The 16,894-nt window shown below is 51.5% G+C and carries 16 protein-coding genes, 1 tRNA gene and 1 riboswitch (1 of these 18 only partly in view); of the genes, 5 read left to right on the top strand and 12 right to left on the bottom strand.

Annotation, left to right across the window (positions count from 1 at the left end):
* The 4 genes from FCN51_RS20405 to FCN51_RS20390 all read right to left on the bottom strand — a co-directional run.
* Positions 1–871 carry the 5' portion of an NAD-dependent epimerase/dehydratase family protein gene (locus FCN51_RS20405; RefSeq protein WP_003624230.1) on the bottom strand. The gene continues 104 nt to the left of window position 1, outside the view, so 871 of the gene's 975 nt are visible here — the first part of the coding sequence; it begins with the start codon at positions 869–871; the stop codon falls past the left edge of the window.
* Between the two features lie 84 nt (positions 872–955).
* Positions 956–1,486, bottom strand: coding sequence for a DUF192 domain-containing protein (locus FCN51_RS20400; RefSeq protein ID WP_014457509.1), 531 nt, complete (start codon positions 1,484–1,486; stop codon positions 956–958).
* Positions 1,483–2,154: an MBL fold metallo-hydrolase gene (locus FCN51_RS20395; protein WP_160256704.1), complete on the bottom strand. Its 672-nt coding sequence runs from the start codon at positions 2,152–2,154 to the stop codon at positions 1,483–1,485. The genes FCN51_RS20400 and FCN51_RS20395 overlap by 4 nt, the downstream gene beginning before the upstream one ends.
* 113 nt (positions 2,155–2,267) lie before the next feature.
* A complete protein-coding gene (locus tag FCN51_RS20390; protein ID WP_003631043.1) occupies positions 2,268–2,690 on the bottom strand; it encodes a host attachment protein in 423 nt (140 codons plus the stop codon).
* Between the two features lie 115 nt (positions 2,691–2,805).
* Here FCN51_RS20390 and FCN51_RS20385 point away from each other — a divergent pair, with 115 nt between their 5' ends.
* The 4 genes from FCN51_RS20385 to FCN51_RS20370 all read left to right on the top strand — a co-directional run bounded on the left by FCN51_RS20385 (position 2,806) and on the right by FCN51_RS20370 (position 6,046).
* Positions 2,806–3,897, top strand: a complete 1,092-nt coding sequence (locus FCN51_RS20385) for an XdhC family protein (protein ID WP_160256703.1) — start codon at positions 2,806–2,808, stop codon at positions 3,895–3,897.
* Positions 3,891–4,541: a nucleotidyltransferase family protein gene (locus FCN51_RS20380; RefSeq protein WP_160256702.1), complete on the top strand. Its 651-nt coding sequence runs from the start codon at positions 3,891–3,893 to the stop codon at positions 4,539–4,541. The genes FCN51_RS20385 and FCN51_RS20380 overlap by 7 nt, the downstream gene beginning before the upstream one ends.
* 87 nt (positions 4,542–4,628) lie before the next feature.
* Entirely contained in the window at positions 4,629–4,979 is a 351-nt protein-coding gene (locus FCN51_RS20375) for a RidA family protein (protein WP_003624223.1), read from the top strand.
* 293 nt (positions 4,980–5,272) lie between these two features.
* On the top strand, positions 5,273–6,046 hold the full coding sequence (locus FCN51_RS20370) for a CHAP domain-containing protein (protein WP_014457511.1): 774 nt from the start codon (positions 5,273–5,275) through the stop codon (positions 6,044–6,046).
* A gap of 166 nt (positions 6,047–6,212) precedes the next feature.
* Here FCN51_RS20370 and gcvP read toward each other — a convergent pair whose 3' ends face one another.
* The 6 genes from gcvP to FCN51_RS20340 form a co-directional block, all read right to left on the bottom strand.
* The gene (gcvP, locus tag FCN51_RS20365; protein WP_201762553.1) at positions 6,213–9,173 is read right to left on the bottom strand and encodes an aminomethyl-transferring glycine dehydrogenase; all 2,961 of its coding nucleotides are present in this window, start codon (positions 9,171–9,173) and stop codon (positions 6,213–6,215) included.
* Positions 9,174–9,193: 20 nt separating this feature from the next.
* On the bottom strand, positions 9,194–9,559 hold the full coding sequence (gene gcvH, locus FCN51_RS20360; RefSeq protein WP_003624219.1) for a glycine cleavage system protein GcvH: 366 nt from the start codon (positions 9,557–9,559) through the stop codon (positions 9,194–9,196).
* A 43-nt stretch (positions 9,560–9,602) separates the two neighbouring features.
* Positions 9,603–10,739, bottom strand: coding sequence for a glycine cleavage system aminomethyltransferase GcvT (gene gcvT / locus FCN51_RS20355; protein WP_014457513.1), 1,137 nt, complete (start codon positions 10,737–10,739; stop codon positions 9,603–9,605).
* Positions 10,740–10,898: 159 nt separating this feature from the next.
* A riboswitch (glycine riboswitch) is annotated at positions 10,899–10,984 on the bottom strand.
* Between the two features lie 52 nt (positions 10,985–11,036).
* A complete protein-coding gene (gene speE / locus FCN51_RS20350) occupies positions 11,037–11,909 on the bottom strand; it encodes a polyamine aminopropyltransferase (protein WP_014457514.1) in 873 nt (290 codons plus the stop codon).
* 110 nt (positions 11,910–12,019) lie between these two features.
* Positions 12,020–12,487 (bottom strand): adenosylmethionine decarboxylase, encoded by a 468-nt coding sequence (speD, locus tag FCN51_RS20345; RefSeq protein ID WP_014457515.1) that lies wholly within the window; start codon positions 12,485–12,487, stop codon positions 12,020–12,022.
* A gap of 154 nt (positions 12,488–12,641) precedes the next feature.
* Positions 12,642–15,068, bottom strand: coding sequence for a tetratricopeptide repeat protein (locus tag FCN51_RS20340; RefSeq protein WP_201762626.1), 2,427 nt, complete (start codon positions 15,066–15,068; stop codon positions 12,642–12,644).
* 64 nt (positions 15,069–15,132) lie between these two features.
* Between FCN51_RS20340 and FCN51_RS20335 the strand changes: the two genes are divergently transcribed.
* Complete coding sequence (locus tag FCN51_RS20335) at positions 15,133–16,050, top strand: LysR family transcriptional regulator (RefSeq protein WP_160256699.1); 918 nt, start codon at positions 15,133–15,135, stop codon at positions 16,048–16,050.
* A gap of 53 nt (positions 16,051–16,103) precedes the next feature.
* Here FCN51_RS20335 and FCN51_RS20330 read toward each other — a convergent pair.
* Together FCN51_RS20330 and FCN51_RS20325 are read right to left on the bottom strand one after the other, a co-directional pair.
* Positions 16,104–16,179 (bottom strand) — tRNA-Lys (locus tag FCN51_RS20330).
* 189 nt (positions 16,180–16,368) lie between these two features.
* The gene (locus FCN51_RS20325; protein ID WP_014457518.1) at positions 16,369–16,860 is read right to left on the bottom strand and encodes a peptidylprolyl isomerase; all 492 of its coding nucleotides are present in this window, start codon (positions 16,858–16,860) and stop codon (positions 16,369–16,371) included.
* Positions 16,861–16,894: the final 34 nt, after the last annotated feature.

The raw sequence follows: 16,894 nt of genomic DNA, 5'->3' as shown, positions 1-16,894 counted from the left end.
TAATATCGGCCCATGTCTTTTCCACATCAGATTCCGGACGCGGTAGATAACGAATTGCGGCTTTACGGCCCAAAGCCTGCTCTAGCAATTCCACCAAATACTTCACCGGTTCCGGGCGATGGTTCCCTATATTCAGTACGCGCGGCTCTGTCGCAGGGGGCACTTGTTCGTACACAGCCAGCACAGCTGCAACCACATCATCAATATATGTGAAATCCCGCGCTAAAGATGCGCCCTCATAAAGAGTGACATCCCGACCTTCCGTAATTGCGCGGGCAAAACTGTAATAGGCCATATCTGGCCTACCCCACGGACCATACACAGTAAAAAACCGTAAACCTGTCTGAGGAATATTATACAGATGGCTATAGGCAGATGACGCCAGTTCAGCCGCGCGTTTTGTAACTGCGTAAAAAGATCCCGGATGATCTACGGGATCTGTTTCTGAAAATGGGAGTTTGCGGTTGCGCCCATATACAGAAGAAGATGACGCATACACAAAGTGCTTTAAATTTGGCAGTTCACGCGCAAATTCCAACATCGCCACATGCCCACGCACATTGGAATCCGCAAAGATGTAAGGGTCTTTCAGCGAGTAACGCACACCTGCCTGCGCTGCAAAATGAAAGATACCCTCTATATTGAGGGCTTTCTTCTGCAGCTCTTGCAAATTTTCTGGTTGCCCCAGATCACAACGATAAAAAGAAAACTGCGGCTGTGCTTCAAGCAGGGCAAGACGCGCCTGCTTGAGCTGGGGATTATAATAACCATTCAGATTATCAATCCCAATCACCTGTTCGCCACGCGCCAAAAGAGCCTGCGTGACATGGAAGCCTACAAAACCGGCGGCTCCAGTTACCAAAAGTGTCAAAATTTATTGCCCTACGCCGCAGGGCAACCCTGTGGCCCTACCCATGATGACTGCAAAAATCTGAGCCGCAAAAGTGGCTGCTGATTAAAGCTTTTTACCTAAAGATGGTGCTTCCACCTTATCACCTACAGTAATGCCAAACTTGGCAGTTACGCCCCCTGCCAGCTCAAGCGTAGCAGCTACCGGACCATGGCTGCTGATTCGTGCCAAGCTACGTGGCACTGCATTTTCTGTAATGGCCTGAATACGATGATCCGCATCTATAAAAACAATATCCAGCGGAATCAGTGTATTTTCCATCCACATGTCACTCTGCTGTGGTGTTTTCCACACAAACAGCATGCCGGAGTTTTCTGGAAGATGCTGGCGAAACATTTCCCCTACCTGCTGTTCACGCGGGGTTTTTGCCAACTCAACTGAAAAAACATGCCGCCCACTTGGGGAAACTATAGCCAATTCTTCCCGCGGCAATTCAGCCTGCGCTTGTGTTGGCTCTCCCGTTTCTTCTGCATAAGCAGGTAATAGAGAACCCGCGGCACCGCCGATCATGCAGGCTGCCATCAGCCCCAACAGTTTTTTTGTCAGCACCTTATCTGTTCTCCTTGGTCCCATCATCTTTGCAGAAATGGATTACTGGCACGTTCTGCCCCTAATGTCGTCAACCCGCCATGCCCAGGCACGATAACAATGTCATCCCCTAAAGGAAGTAGTTTTTCCTTTATGCCTTGAATAAGCTGTTGGCTATTACCGTATGCAAAATCTGTTCTACCTATTGTTCCTCTAAAAAGAACATCCCCCACAAAAGCAAAACGTGCCTTTTCATCCACAAATACAACATGCCCGGGCGTATGCCCCGGAACATGCACAACACGAAATGTACATCCGAGATAGTTCAGACTTTCACCGTCTTCGGTAAAACGGTCAACATCTGCATTTTCTAAATCCGAAAGCCCGAAATGACGGGCTTGCTCTACAATGGATTGGAGCAAAAACTGATCATGAATATTTGGTCCAACAACATCTGGCCAGGTTTTCTGCGTATTTTCCAGCCCACGGCACAAAGCCGCCACCCCTCCGGCATGATCCAAATGACCGTGCGTGAGCAGAATGGCTTCCACTTCCAGTATATTTTTTTTTAAGAAATCAAGCAGGACATCCGCATCCCCACCAGCATCTACAATAACGGCTTTACGTGTTTTTTCATGCCACAGAACAGAGCAATTCTGCCGAAATGGCGTAACCGGCACGATACGCAGTTGCATATCCGGGTAATTGACCTGCATGCCTTAATTTCCCTGTTCTCTATATTATCTGAGCAATGCTTTGATGGGTTTTACACAAAAAAAAACTGCCAGAACCAGTGTCTGGCAGTTTTTTATACAACAAAGTGTTCTGCTTATTGAGGCAGCACCCAGCCTGTTTCCGGAATATCAAAGTGCTTACGCAGTTCATGCGCCGGCACATTGGTAAGATCCTTGGTGAATGTTTTGATAATCTTGGCCGTTGCGGGCTTGCTCAGATGTGTTTTGATTTCATGAATAATGGGTGCCGGAGCAGCAACCACAAAACCATCAACCTTCCCGCCATGAGCAATCATGCTGTTCATGCGGTCTGCCACAACGCGGGCAAAAGCATCTTTTGCATCATCTGCCGGGGTAGAACCGGAAGGCATTTTACCCGGTGTACCTTCATGGCCACGCGTATCAAAATCCTGCACATCGCGCATTTCGCCTTCTGCATCATGCAGAAAACGCACCTTGCCGCCATCTGCAACAACGTAAACTACCAGGCCATCTCTTGCTTCCGTCATGGAATACATCCTTTTCAAATCACTCTATCAGCCTGCCAGCATGCCGTATTATGCGACATTTAACCACCAGCGCTGCTGCGCTGCTGATGTGCAGTCTGCGTGCTGAGTGATATAGGATTGAGGCATGACAGTTCCAGCCCTCTTTTCCCAACTTGTTACGCCTCTTGATCACGCTCTACTCTGGGCACGTCAGGGGCAGGCCGTTGCCATCGCAACCGTAACAGGCACGTGGGGCAGTTCCCCCCGTCCTGCAGGCAGCAATATGGTCATGAGCAAAAATGGCCTTATGGAAGGTTCCGTAAGCGGCGGCTGTGTGGAAACAGATGTTATGCTGCACGCCCAAGACATTATGGATGGGCAAGCACCAACCGTTCTTTCCTATGGTGTCAGCAGTGCGAAAGCATGGGAAGTAGGGTTGGCATGCGGTGGCAAACTGGATGTTATGGTGGAGGCCATTCAAAGCCCTGCCTGCCCAACGGGTACATGGCCCCTACATTTGCTGGAACAGATATGTAACCTTCAAGCTTCCCGCAAAGCTGCGGTACTCGTGCGCAGTCTGGATGGTAAGCAGCATGTGCTTGTACAAGCTCACCAACAAAATACCCATGAAGGGCTTCCTCCATCTGTGCAGGAAGCTGCCTTCCACCAGCTACAAGATGGGCGCTGCACAACTATAGAAGAAGCAGATGGGCAAAAATGGTTTGTGCAACCCATTATTCCACCTCCGCGCCTGCTGATTGTGGGAGCGGTACATATTGCACAGTATCTGACGCGCATGGCGCAGATAACCGGCTTTTCTCCCATCGTCATAGACCCGCGGGAAGCATTGGCGACACCAGACCGTTTTCCGGGCTTGGAAAGTGGCACCACTCTTATTACAGAATGGCCGGACGAAGCCCTGGAGGCCTTGGGGGTTGATACCATGACCGCCATTGTGACCCTGACACATGATGCCAAACTGGATGACCCAACACTAGAAGCAGCCCTGAAAAGCCCAGCCTTTTATATTGGCGCTTTAGGATCACGCAAAACACAGGCAAGCCGGTTACAACGCTTGCAAACTCTCGGCTTTACCGAACAAGAACTTAAACGCATACGGGGTCCGGTTGGCTTGGCTATTGGGGCAATAGGGGCAGAAGAAATTGCCCTTTCCATTATGGCAGAAATTGTTGCCACCCGCCGTCATGCTCCCTTGGCAGATATACGCGGGTGGTAACACCTCCATTCCTGCCGGGAACATGGGCCTGCGTGCTATGTGCGGGCCGTTCTTCTCGCACAGCTCCCGCCAACAAGCTGTTAGCTCCAGACGCGGCGGGGCAACCCATGGTGGTTCAGACACTCAAAAATATTCTTAACAGCAAAGTGGAAACTGTTCTGGCGCTTTTGCCACCAGAGCAGCCAAAACTGGAAGCGGTTATCCGCTCATATTTCCTTCATGCTCTCAAAGCAGGAAGATTACAGTTACAAACTGTTTTGAATGCACAGTCAGGCCTTTCCGCTTCCTTGCATGCAGGTGTTCGGGCTGCTCAAGCGGGAAATGCACAAAGCCTGCTTATGTGTCTCGGCGATATGCCGCTGGTTTCTACAACATTGCTGAACACACTGATGGAAACCCAGCATCACTATACCCCTGCCGCCACGGCACCTGTACGCAACAGTAAGGCGGGCAATCCTGTTGTCTGGAATCCATCACAATTCAGCAAGTTGCTTCAGATTAAAGGGGATCAGGGCGGACGTGCCATTTTGCGCAATCCGGACGCTGATATACGCCTTATTCCAGCCAATGCTGACGAGCTGGTTGATTTTGATACCCCAGAACGACTGGCAATATATCGTCAGATAACTTTTCCTGACAGTTGACCAGATGGTCACACGCTCCGACAATTCAAAACAGACCGCAAGTTTTCACTGAACGGTCGTTTTGTCTGTTTTCAACAAGGTATCATCATGAGCAAAATTTTACGCACCAACCCCAACCCCATTCTTTCTGCTGCGGTTGAATACCACGGCTTCATTTTCACGCAGGGCGTTGTTGCCCGCAATCTGGATCAGGATGTTGAAGGCCAGACACGTGACGTGCTGGAACAGATTGACACACTGCTAGAACAGCACGGCACAGATAACACCCGTATTCTGCAGGCTCAGATCTGGGTGAAAGACATTAATGACCGTGACAAGCTGAATAAAATCTGGAGTGCCTGGTTGCCAGAAAACATGGCCCCTGCCCGCGCTTGCGTTCAGGCTGTGATGGCTGACCCACGTATCCTTGTGGAAATCATGGTTACCACTACAAAATAAGCCTTAATATTTGCCAGTTGGTGATGTGAGGAAGCGTGGCATTGATGCAACAACCCTCCGAATCATCATCAACTGGCGCATGTTCCCTGTTCTCCTGAACAAAGACCAGAATGAAACGGAATCAGGCGAATTCGTGACGCGCATTAGGATTAAAATCCTAATTTTTCTTTTTGATACCCATTAATGAAGCAAAGAGTAACTTTAACGATTTTGGTGCGCAATGAACGCTTGCCTGATCTGCATGGATGTTTAATACCTGAACCCGAACATTGCAGTACCCCAACTCACGGCAAATGCGATCAGGAAAGGTAAGCACAATGCGGCACGGACGGTCCGGAATTCTCAAACTGAAGCTGGCCGTTTTATCTTTTCTGTCCGTTTCTGCTTTTACTGCATCTGCATCTGCCCGCACCTATCATGCAGCTTCCCATCATACCGGTGTGCATAAAATTGTCTTCTCTGCATCCGGTCATGCTGCAGGCCGATATGCAGGTGGCCGTTGGCACCCTGCTGCCGGGCGTTATCATTCCGGGTATCATGGTGGGCACGTTATCCAGTGCGTTGCTTATGCCAAATCCGCTTCCGAAGTCATGCTGCACGGCAATGCGCGGGATTGGTGGCATAATGCAAGCGGCGTTTATGATCGTGGCCATGCCCCAGAAGCTGGCAGTGTGCTGAACTTCCGCGCAACACGCCGCATGCCCTTGGGTCACGTTGCTGTAGTGCGCAATGTTGTAGATAACCGTACCATTATGATTGATCAGTCACATTGGGCACAGGCAGGCATTAGCCGCAACGTGGCCGTGATTGACGTTTCCCCCAACAATGATTGGTCTGCTGTTCGTGTGGCGCTGAACAATCATTCTGGTGGTTTCGGATCCATCTATCCAACCTACGGCTTTATTTACGCCCGCCACCCTGGTGCAGAACGGAACATGCAGCAGGAAGTTATGACGGCATGGGCCAAGAAAGGCACGACAACGCAGTTGGCTCAGGCCCCGGCAACACCTCGCCAGATCTCTGCTGGTCAGGAAGATCCCAATATTGCCTTTGATGATAATAACTAAAATCTACGTTTAGTTTCTGCACGAAGCAGTCTTTTCAACGCCCGGCTTTGTCGGGCGTTTTTTATTGCCTTGCCCATGCCCAGAAACCACTGGGGCAGGACATAAAAAAGGGGAGCAACCTAGATTGGCTGCTCCCCTTTTTTAATAGCAAGAAGAAACGTCTAATTTATTCCATCCATTCCGCAATGTCCGGGCAAGAACAAACTAGGTTTCTGTCACCATATACGTTGTCAATTCGGCCTACTGGTGGCCAATATTTGGTCGCTAGCTGCACATTCCCGGGGAAGCATGCTTCCTGCCGTGTATAAGGATGCGTCCATTCCGTTGCTGTTAGCTCAAGACCTGTATGAGGTGCATGACGTAACACTGCATCTTCTGCCGTCACCTCACCATTTTCAACAGCACGCATTTCTTCACGCATAGCTAGCATGGCATCGCAAAAACGATCGAGCTCTGCTTTCCCTTCAGATTCGGTTGGCTCAATCATGAAAGTACCAGCCACCGGAAAGCTCACTGTTGGTGCATGAAAACCATAGTCAACCAAACGCTTGGACATATCATCCACGGTTACGCCGGTTGCATTCTTTATTGGACGCAAATCCAGAATACATTCGTGCGCAACACGCCCATGTGCGCCCTGATAGAGCACGGGGTAAGCATCTTTCAGGCGGCTCACAATATAATTGGCGTTGAGAATAGCCACCTGCGTAGCCCGCTTAAGCCCTTCATCCCCCATCAGGCGAATATAGGCCCATGAGATCGGTAGAATAGAAGCAGACCCAAAAGGAGCTGCACTTACAGCCATGGAAACATCTACATCTGCCGGGTTTCCGGGCAGATAAGGTGCCAGATGCGCCCGCACACCAATTGGCCCCATACCCGGACCACCGCCGCCATGCGGAATGCAGAAGGTTTTATGCAGGTTAAAGTGGCTGACATCCCCACCATAATCAGCCGGGCGCGCCAGCCCCACCTGAGCATTCATGTTAGCACCATCCACATACACCTGCCCGCCGGTTGCATGTACCAGATCGCAGATTTCACGCATGTTTTCTTCAAACACACCGTGAGTGGAAGGATAGGTAATCATCACTGCGGCCAGATCATTCGCATGCGTTTTTATTTTCTCACGCATGTCTCCCAGATCAATATTGCCGCCTGCATCGCACTTTACGACCACAACTTTCATGCCTGCCATCTGGGCAGAAGCCGGGTTGGTGCCATGTGCAGAAGCCGGGATCAGGCAAACTGTCCGATGCCCTTCCCCCCGCGCCTGATGATATGCGCGAATAACAAGCAAGCCTGCATATTCACCCTGCGCGCCAGAATTGGGCTGGAAAGAAACCGCATCATAACCGCTAATGGCACACAGCCACTTTTCCAGATCCTGCAAAAGAACCTGATAGCCTTTTGCTTGATCTGCTGGCGCAAACGGATGAATGTCACAAAAACCAGACCACGTAATCGGCAGCATTTCCACCGTAGCATTCAGCTTCATGGTGCAAGACCCCAACGGGATCATTGTCCGGTCCAGCGCCAGATCCTTGTCTGACAAGCGCCGCAGATAACGCAGCATATCTGTTTCTGAACTGCAGGAACGGAACACAGGCTGTGCCATAAAACCAGACTGGCGGCGCACATCCTCGGGCAATGCTATGGAAGCTGCAGCCAGTGCCTGTGCCATTTTTTCTACACGCCCGTGCTCGGCACAAAAAACAGACCACACAGCGTAAACGGTTTCTGGGGTGCTGGTTTCATCCAGACTGATGCCAATACGTCCGTTCCCTGCATCCCGCAGGTTCATGCCTGCAGAACGTGCACGTTCCAGTAAATCAGCAGCACCTTCACCTACATTTACCGTCAACGTGTCAAAAAATGCGGTTGTTTCAACGGTTACACCCAGCGCCCGCAAACCAGCGGCCAATGTAGCAGCAAGACCGTGAATACGCTGTGCAATTGCCTTCAGACCTTCTGGCCCATGATAGACAGCATACATACCTGCAATAACAGCCAGCAACACCTGCGCGGTGCAAATGTTGGACGTGGCCTTTTCGCGCCGAATATGCTGTTCACGGGTTTGCAGGGCAAGACGATACGCCGGACGCCCAGCACTATCGACTGAAACACCGACCAAGCGCCCCGGCATGCTGCGTTTATAGGCATCTCGCACAGCCATATAAGCGGCATGCGGCCCACCATACCCCATGGGAATACCAAAGCGCTGGGTAGAACCAATGGCAATATCCGCCCCCAGTTCACCTGGGGCGGCAAGCAGCGTTAAAGCCAGCGGATCTGCCGCCATAACCGCAATAGCCCCAGCAGCATGCAGGCTTTCAATCTGTTTTTGCGGGTTTGTAATCTGGCCAGATGTGCCGGGATACTGGAAAATAGCCCCAAATACGTTTTGGGCATCCAGATCGGTTTCGGGCCGACCAAGCTGGAGCGTAATGCCCATAGGTTCTGCGCGGGTTTTTAATACCGCGATTGTCTGCGGCAGACACTCTGCATCCACAAAAAACACATTGGATTTGGAGGTAGCCACCCGGCGGGCCAATGCCATGGCCTCTGCCGCTGCCGTGGCTTCATCCAACAGAGAAGAGTTGGCGATATCCAACCCTGTTAGCTCTGTAATCATGGTTTGGAAGTTCAGCAGAGCTTCCAGACGGCCCTGACTGATTTCTGGCTGATACGGCGTGTAAGCTGTGTACCATGCCGGGTTTTCCAGAATATTCCGCTGGATAACAGCCGGCAGCACCGTACCATAATACCCTTGCCCGATCAGGGATGTCATAACCTGATTTTGTCCGGCCAGTTCACGCAAACGCGCAAGCACCTGCGTTTCCGTCCATCCTGCACCAAGCCCCAAGGGCTTCTGTGCGCGAATGGAAGACGGAAGTGTCTGATCTATCAGATCATCCAAGGAGACCGCACCAACAACTCGCAGCATTTCAGCCTGATCTGCTGCAGTTGGGCCAATGTGACGCGTAGCAAACGCCTCGCCCTCAGCTTTTAGAGCAGCAAAAGCAGGTAGAGCTTCAAGACTGTGTTGGGAACGTGCATCCGAACCGGGAGCAAGGGAGAACATGTAGAAATTTTTCCTGAACAAGGCCCGTCTGGAACGGGCCATTTTTTCCAATCAGGCAGAAATCAGCCTACAAAAGCTGCATATGCTGCGGCATCCATCAGACCGGAAAGCTGATCCGGATTGGCAACGCGGAATTTAACAATCCAGCCTTCCCCTTCTGGGTCAGAACTTACCCGTGCCGGATCATCTGCCAGCGCAGCATTGTTTTCCAAAACTTCACCATCAACTGGCGCATAAATATCAGAAGCTGCCTTAACAGATTCCACAACTGCGATGGATTCCCCGGCTTTCACTTCCGTGCCGGATGGGCGGGCTTCAATAAACACCAGTTCACCCAGTTCATCGGCTGCATGGCGCGTGATACCAACGGTTGCCGTTTCACCATCAACGCGCAACCATTCATGTTCTTTTGTAAAATACAGGGTCATTTTCTCAATTTCTCCAGTCAAGCTAAATCAGTGTCTCAACGGCCTAGCGTTTGAAATGCGCTGGCACAAAAGGCAGTGCACTTATTACGGAAGGCACGGAACGCCCACGTAATTCTGCAAAAACGGTGTGTCCTGTCTGGCTGTCATTGGTCGCCACGTAGCCCATCGCTACCGGCCCACCCACTGTGGGGCCAAATGCGCCAGAGGTAACCTTGCCGATATGCGTGGCAAATTCTGCATCTGCATATAAAGGCGCATCATGCCGCACAGGTGCACGCCCCTCCGGCCGCAAGCCAACGCGGCGGCGGCTTACGCCATTTTCAAGCTGGCCAAGAATGATATCCGCACCGGGGAAACCACCAGCACGCGCGCCACCGTTGCGGCGAGATTTCTGGATAGACCATTCAAGTGCAGCTTCAACCGGCGTGGTGGTGGTATCAATATCGGAACCATACAGGCACATGCCGGCTTCAAGCCGCAGACTGTCTCGCGCACCCAAGCCAATCAGTTTTACGTTGGGCTGTTCCAGCAGTTTACGGGCAACCCGATCTGCATCCTTGGCGGAAACAGAAATTTCAAACCCATCTTCGCCCGTATAGCCAGAACGGGAAATCACACAGCGGGCGCCATCCACATCCAGAGTGCGCACATCCATGAACACCATCTTGCGCACATCATCGGCAAACACAGCCAAAGTCTGTTCGGCTTCTGGCCCCTGCAAGGCGAGCAGCGCCCGATCTTCCTGCAGTTCTACAACACATTCTGCCACCAGTTCAGATTGCAGAAGTTCCAGATCTGCTTCCTTACATGCGGCATTCACCACCAGCAGAAGGCCATCTTCCAGACGCGCCACCATCAGATCATCCAGAATACCACCTTTGGCATTGGTGAACTGGGTATAACGCTGGCGACCATGCTTAAGGGCAGCGATATCTGCTGGCACCAGTTTTTCCAGCGCCAAAGCAGCATCATCTACATCGCCCGAACGCGGGCGCAGCAGCACTTGCCCCATATGGGAGACATCAAACAGCCCAACATGCTCACGCACATGCCGGTGCTCGGCCATAATGCCATCTGCATACTGCAAAGGCATGGCATAACCCGCAAACGGCACCATCTTGCCGCCGGATTCTTCATGCAATGAATAGAGGGGAGTATGAAGGAGAGTATCGGTGCCCATGCACGCCGCCTTGCCAAAAAGGCCGGAACCCACTGCAATCTGACAGACACATCAGCACAACACGAGGCTCCGGATTACACAATCCGCTGCCCCTTCTGTGCTTTTGCCTGAGATCGCTATCCCGTCGGCGGGTGCGATTGCACCTCTCTCCAGAAGTTTTAAAACGCAGGGTCCTTCTGCCTGAGAGTTTCCGGGGCGGTTGCTCCTTCGGCGCTGGCTAGGCCAGTCTCTCCCTCTGCGTTCAGGAACCGTGACATCATTTCGCTTTCAAGTCAATCACGGTTCCTGGCGCGACAATTAGCCAGCAACCTTGGGCAGATGCTTGGCAATATACGGTGGCAGATTAAAAGACCCTACGTGAATTTCAGGCGTCCAGTACTGGGTTTTCCCCAAAATACCAGCTTCCTGCGCACGGGCTCGCACCTGTTCCACATCCTGCGCTTGCAGGTTGCTACCCTTACTGGCGATCCCTAGTGTCATGAACCCACCTACATAGGTTGGCACAGCGGCCACATAGGCAGACACATGCGGAAAGAATTTGGCACGTCGCACGCTGGTTTCATGCAGTTCATCCGCCTGCATAAAGGGCACGCCACACTGGTTCACAATCAGCCCTTCAGCGGTCAGGATACGTGCGCAGTGTTCGTAAAAGGAATCTGTAAACAGCACTTCGCCCACCCCTATCGGGTCTGTGCTATCAACAATAATCACGTCAAACGAGGCATCCGCCGCGCGCGCAACGTAATCTATCCCATCCCCCACAATCACTTCCGCGCGTGGGTTGTTCCATGCATCACCGGCGATAGAAGGAAGATGCTGTTTTGAAAGTTCTATTACAGCACCATCAATTTCCACCATCACGGCTTTTTCGATGCCGGGATGTTCCAGAACGCGGCGCAGAACACCACCATCCCCTGCGCCAATAATCAGCACATTTTTCGGGTTGGCATGTGTAAACAGCGGAACATGCGTGAGCATTTCCTGATAAACAAATTCATCCTTCTCGGTAATCTGCACCACGCCATCCAGCATGAGCACACGACCGTGGGAGTCACTTTCAAAAACAACAATATCCTGAAACGGGCTACGCGTGCGCGCCAGTTCCTTTACCACACGGAACCGCTGCCCCCAGTTATCGTACAGGGTTTCTTCAATCCATGTTTCTGCCATACCAGCTTTATCTTCCACATACGCAGACGGGCCGTGCTGACACCGCCCTTTTCCAGAACTGTATCAGCACGACCGTCAAACAGAGTTTACAACTTTAAGAAAAACAGCCTTTAGGCAACTACACGGCCGCGGCGTTCTTCATCCACTTCAAGCCGTTTGGCCTGAAAAAGACGCTGCATAACAGGAATGGACAGGTGTGGATCACACGCACCACACATAAAGATGTCCACCGCAGCAAAGTCGCGTTCTGGCCATGTGTGAATGGAAATATGGCTTTCAGCCAGCACCACCACGCCAGAAACACCCCCATTGGGTGAAAAATGATGGAAATGACTGTGCAGGATTGTGGCCCCGGCAGCACGCGCTGCTTCGCACAGTGTTGCGTCGATTTTTTCTGGATCATCCAGATTTGTGGCGCCCCACATATCGACAAGCAGGTGAGTACCTGCAAACTTCTCGCCATTCTTTTCGACGAAGTAATCTTTACGCTCTTCGTCAGCAGACGAGACCGGAACAGAAAATGCCTGGTTATTGCTCGGGTGTTCCGAGACCATCCCCAGTTGAGCAAGTGCGTTCATTGACGTACCCCCAAACCAGTAGACAGCCTGTTGGGCAAAAATTGCCCCCTTGGGCCAAGAGCGCGCTTGGTAAGACCCCTGCGCTTACGTTGCAAGCATTATTTACGTGTTTCATAAATTTTTCAGAAACACGCCACCCCAAAATACAGAATAATCAACGCTCTGCAGAAGAATGCACAGTTTGTTTCACAAGCATGTCAAACTGGCGATCCTGCTCTTTTCCCAGCGTTCGTCCCGCCAACCAAGCCTTAAGGCGCAGCAAGGTATCTGCATCATGTGCTGCGGCAGAATCGGTGGCAAGCTGCATGGCAAGGTCTTGCTGCTGCGGTATTAAAGCCCCTGTTTCTGGCAAGGCATGACTAGCCAAACGCCCTACCACCTGCACGGCATCTGCCCATTGCTTGCCTTGCTCATATAATTGCCCGCGCAGTTCCAAACCCGTGTCGGATTCATCGTCAGCCAGCAGAGCCAATGCGCCTGCTCTATCCCCTTTGGTCAATGCAAGATGCGCTTCATCATAATGGCGACGCGCTGCCATATCCTCTGGCAAACCGGGCAGAGTGCTTTGCTCCAATGCCTCCATGGCGGCATTCACGTTGCCAGCCCTGAAAGCCGCCTGAACAATTTGCTCCTGTATTTCCGCCCGCGCTACCGGGTTAGCCGTGAGTACAACCGCCTGCTTGAACGCCATAACTGCAGCATCGGCCTGCCCTATCTGCAACAAAAGTGCTCCGTAGCCTCTCAACAGTTTTGCCTTGGATGTATTATCTTCCAGCAAAGGCAGTTGGGTTTGCAAAATATGCACCCGTTGCTCTGCCGATAATGCCCCATCCCTGCCGCTCACAGCCTTGCCAGATGGCAGAGTATTAAACGCAAGCACATACAGGGCCTGACGTCGCAAAGCCTCCAGCCTGTCTTGCGGAATTTCTGCTGAGGCAGAAAGCCCATCCAGCACTGTTAAAGCCTGTTTTACCTGCCCAGATTGCACAAGTGCTGAAGACAGTAAGAAATTGGTATATGCGCGCACGGAAGGCACAGCCTTTCCAACGCCTTCTTTACCATCAAGAAGGTTTTGAAAGCTCTCTGCGGCCATCCCCGCATCAATCTGATCATGCCGCAACAGAAAGCTCACCAGATCTGCACGCGCATAGGCGGCTTTTTCCGGGTCTGCCGCAGCTGTCAGATTTTCCAGCGTAATCCGTGCTGGCTCTGCATTTCCTTCACGTTCCTGCATATGCGCACGCGCCAGATCATAAACGCCATCAGTGGGCAGCGGTTCCAGAATGAGTGCTGCTTCATCCGTACCATAACGTGCAATATAATTTATAACCTGCGGAAGAAGCAGATCGCGCAATGGTTGTGGGTAGTGGAGGATCTGTTCGTAATGGCGTGCAAGCAGAACAGATGCATCTTTGCTGTTTGCACCACTCAACATCAAATACAGCGCATGCCATATCTCCAGTTCTGGAGCAGCCCCTTCCATCTGAGCCAGAACGGGCGCTGCGGCATTTACATCGTGGCTTAACAACGCTGCACAAGCCCGCAGAAAAAGCACTCCCGCTGGTGGGCCGCCCGGTTCAGAACGCTGGGGCATAGTCTTGACAAGATGCCATGCATCTTCTGGGTGTCCGGCGGCAAAAGCAGCGCGTGCAGCAGCAACCTGCGCAGGCCACCGCAAAGAAGGGGGTGCCTTCTCAGCGTCTGCCTTTGCTACAAGCCTGTCCTTTTGCAAAACAGCGGCTGGTGCAGAATGTAACCCTAACCAGAACCAATCCTGCCCACCTTCCAGTGGTGCGGTTTCTGGTGCTCCCTGCCCTACTGGCAAAGCATCAAGCCCTAATGCGGAAAGAAAGACGCCTTTATCTACAGTAACATCCAGTTTGATCTGTGATAAATCTGCCGCCACCACAACACCTTGGACAGATCCACGCACGCCATACCCTATGCCACGATAGGGAGAACGAGACCCGGTTTCCATAATAGATGGTGCAATCAGCAAACGCACGCCGGTAGCTGGATCTGGAAATGAAATAACGTGCCCAGACTGTTTTTGAGGGAACAGAACGGCTTCTGGCAGCATAACAGCCGGCGGTGCAGACTTTACGCTCGTCGCATCTCCTTGTGGAAGCTGCTCCAGCAACCAACCATCCAGCTTTTTGCGCAGCATAATATGTGGATGAGACGGCGCATGAATACGCAGAATAGTTGCATTTTCTAAAACCGTAACATCCGTATCTGCAAATACGCCCTGCCCTGTCAAATTATGAACGAATGAAGCCACAGGACGATCCGCTACTATCAATAGGTCAGGCCCGGACCAAAAAGCAGCAAGAGCAACCTCCACCCCTATAGGCAGAAAAAGAGATGCTCCTTGCTGACCATCCAGAGATTCTTCCTGCACTGCAAGAACGGGAAGAGCATGCAGGCCATCTTCACCCGCCACAGCCGGCAACATGGGCAGCAATAAACAGGCAGAAAGCATTCCGCACATATATTTGCCCATTACAGATTTACCTGTTGCCACATCTCCTCCAACCTCAAACACGCCGCAATGCTGCTTTTGGCAGCATACGGCCTGCATGACAAAGGAGCCACAGCCTATGCTAGAAAAAACCAACCGTTTTCATCATGCTGGGGCGTTATAAATGCTGGATCGCATCACCAGTATGCAGATTTTTGTTAAAGTTATAGCCGCAGGCAGCTTTACTGGGGCCGCGCGCCTTATGGCGCTGTCCCCAACAATGGTGACCAAACATGTTACGGCACTGGAAACACGGTTAGGCGTTTCTCTTTTCCATCGCAGCACGCGGCATCTTTCCTTAACCGAAGCAGGACGCCTGTTTTTGGAAAGCTGTCAGAAAATTCTGGCTGATGTGGAAAACATGGAACAAACCGTAAGCGAACAGTACCGTGAACCACGCGGGCAATTACGCCTGAATGCCCCTGTTTCCTTCGCCATAAGGTATGTTGCACCTTATCTGCCGGAATTCAGCCGACGGTATCCGCAGGTTCAGATAGAGCTTGGCTTGAATGACCGTCCTGTAGATCTGGTTGAGGAAGGTTGGGATCTTACACTGCGTATCCGCAACCTTACGATAAGCACGCTGCGTGCCCGTAAATTGGCTGCTGTGCGTATGGTTATCTGTGCCTCTCCGTCTTATTTGGCAAAAGCCGGCACACCCACGCATGTAGATGAATTGCAGCATCACAACTGCCTTGGATACACCCTGAGCGGAAACAACAGTGCATCGCGCTGGCATTTTGGAGACAATGGAGAAAAAACCGTTTCTGTTTCCGGCCTGCTCTGCGCCAATAATGGAGATGCCTTGCGGGAGGCCGCAGTAGCTGGCGCTGGAATTGCTTATTTGCCACTTTTTGTTGTGAGCCAGGAACTGCAACGCGGCCAACTTATCGCTTTATCGTTGGATTACCCCACCACACCGGGGCCAGACTTACATGCCGTTTATGCGCCCGGCACAAGCATTCCCTTAAAAGTGAGGGCCATGATTGACTATCTTGCAGAATGTTATGGCCCGATTCCCCCATGGGAAAAAACGGCATAGCCTAACAAGTATATGGGCTGAAACTATCTTTTATATTTTAGAAGATTTTAAAATGGTGAGCCGGGAGGGACTCGAACCCTCGACCATTCGATTAAAAGTCGAATGCTCTACCAACTGAGCTACCGGCTCACACCTTTAACCGTGCAAAACGTAATGTCTGCGCGATGGAGGTGTTCCTAAACGGATTACCTTACCTCTGTCAAGCAGTAGAAAGAATTTTGTGCCATTCCTGTAAAATCAGATGGTTTGATGGGTTTCAGACATAAAAAAAGCGCCATCCCAACAGGAGTGACGCTTTTTTGCAGATATTGGAAAAAATCAGGATTTTTCGCCAACTGCCGGACGCATCCGAGAAATCCGATCCGGATCCTTCACCATGCCGGACATGCCAGAGCCATGTTTGATTTTATCTACGTTTTCCATGCCTTCAATCACTTCACCCACAATGGTGTACTGACCATCAAGGTGCGGAGAAGGTTCAAACATGATGAAAAACTGGCTGTTGGCACTGTTCGGATCAGACGTCCGAGCCATGCCAATGGTGCCACGTTCAAACTTGGCTTTGTTGGTGAATTCTGCTGGCAGATCCGGCAGTTTGCTGCCATGCATACCCGTGCCCGTTGGGTCCCCACCCTGCGCCATAAAACCGGGAATAACACGGTGGAAAGGTACGTTATCGTAAAAACCTTCTGCCGCCAGCGTGCGAATACGTTCCGCAGCCTTGGGGGCCAGATCCGGGCGCAGTTTAATAATGACGCGACCGTGCGGGATATCCATATGAATGATATCGTTTTTATCTTCTGAAGACATCAGAAACTCTCCTTGTGTTTGTAACACCCATGCT

The sequence above is a fragment of the Acetobacter pasteurianus genome (genome assembly GCF_009914215.2).
Taxonomy (GTDB): Bacteria; Pseudomonadota; Alphaproteobacteria; order Acetobacterales; family Acetobacteraceae; genus Acetobacter; species Acetobacter pasteurianus.
Note: the sequence above shows the minus strand (reverse complement) of the source record. Positions and strands in the feature narration are given on the sequence as shown.